Genomic DNA, 919 nt, shown 5'->3' with positions numbered 1-919 from the left:
GGTGCCGGAAACAGGAGTCGAACCTACATTTCATCTCAGTCCCGGGTCTGTCGGTCCAGCGATATCTCCGGTTCCGACCATCCTGTCCAGACTCTCCTCAAATACCTCACCATCTTCAATGTAGAGCTGGACTTCGTGGTCAGATGATAGCCGGATGTCCAGTACCCATACTTGCGGCGCGCCAGCAAGCGCATCGCACAGATCACCAGTCGACACCTCTAACGGCCTGTTCACCATCCGCTCTCGAAGATGACCCAAGGTCGCTTTTGACTCCGCTCCCGAAGGGACATCCAAATGCGATAGCAGCCAAATATCATTCGTGCTGAAGTTCTCTCTTAACGCCTCAACTACTCTGTCTCCCGTGATGGGGAAGTCCCAAGCGTTTACGGTCATGACTATCCGCCTCCGTTAAGCGGCCGCGCGGGTCCGCGTGAAGGAGTGCCCCCGGTAGCACTCGGCTCGTAAGGATGTTCGTGCGGGTTCGTATGACTGCCCGGCCGGCCGTGGTCAGTAAAATCAATAGTCTTTACCGGCCTCCCGTGACCGTCGAATTCTCTCGCCTGGTCGTACTTTCCATTTCTACCATCTCGCTGCCCCAGTTGCGTATGCGGGCCAGCCGCATCCGGTTCTGGTGCAGGCTCACCATTGGGCTTCGTGGGTAGTGGTCGGTCGGGGAAACGATTGGGTATTGGCTGCCCGTCGCGCCCCCGCCGAACTGTATCCCGACCTGCGGGACGTTCAGTGGGCCTCGAAGTTGGCCTTCCACTTGGCCCGCTCTCGCGATTCCCCCCGGATGTATCCTCACTGCGCTGGATGTTTCCACCAGGGTTGGGAACCGGGATGGGAAGGATGTAAGGGGCCGGCATCGGAATCGCCTGCCGTCCATCAGGATCTGTGAACTTGTACGGATTCCCGTTCG

1 protein-coding gene is annotated in these 919 nt (G+C 58.4%); it reads right to left on the bottom strand.

Going from position 1 to position 919, the window contains the following annotated elements:
* Window positions 1-30 precede the first annotated feature (30 nt).
* Window positions 31-393, bottom strand: coding sequence for a hypothetical protein (locus D5301_RS23970; RefSeq protein ID WP_153857083.1), 363 nt, complete (start codon window positions 391-393; stop codon window positions 31-33).
* Window positions 394-919: the final 526 nt, after the last annotated feature.

The organism is Stenotrophomonas sp. MH181796, from assembly GCF_009659995.1.
GTDB classification, from domain to species: Bacteria; Pseudomonadota; Gammaproteobacteria; order Xanthomonadales; family Xanthomonadaceae; genus Stenotrophomonas; species Stenotrophomonas riyadhensis.
This window is presented reverse-complemented; position numbering and strand designations above follow the sequence as displayed.

Excerpts from the sequence above, each read along its gene's own strand:
- D5301_RS23970 (WP_153857083.1), bottom strand. The coding sequence starts at position 393 with ATGACCGTAAACGCTTGGGACTTCCCCATCACGGGAGACAGAGTAGTT.